General features: G+C 37.0%; 1 protein-coding gene. It reads right to left on the reverse strand.

Features of this window, described 5'->3' with window-relative positions; all coding sequences use genetic code 11:
• Positions 1-386: tetratricopeptide repeat protein (locus CWC11_RS21300; protein WP_249330795.1), on the reverse strand; the 386-nt coding region annotated here is incomplete at both ends.

A 386-nucleotide genomic window follows, 5' to 3' on the forward strand; every position in this document is an offset into this window, starting at 1 on the left:
ACCGAGTTGCACCCAGTATTCAGGCTTGTTATAAAGCTTTACCATACGCTCAAGTACAGCAACAACATTGTCAGTTTGATTAAGTGAATAATACATAGCACGTTGCAGTACTAACCAGTTTTCTTTTGGCTGTTTGCCTTCGCTATCGCTTTGGGCAATCGCTAAATTAATATTATCAATGCCTTTTTGGTAATCTTTTAACTGATAATACGCTTGTGATTTAAGTACATAATAGGCATCAGTTTTAGGCTTGGTATTAATTGCATCCCACTTAGCTAAGAAATCAATTACCTTATTGTAATCACTGTTTGCCATTGCTAATTGCGCTAAGCTAAACGTAGTGCTGACACGTAATGTTTCTGGAATACCTTCTTCTGCTATCACCT

The organism is Pseudoalteromonas sp. S3178 (assembly GCF_005886985.1).
Classification (GTDB): Bacteria; Pseudomonadota; Gammaproteobacteria; order Enterobacterales; family Alteromonadaceae; genus Pseudoalteromonas; species Pseudoalteromonas carrageenovora.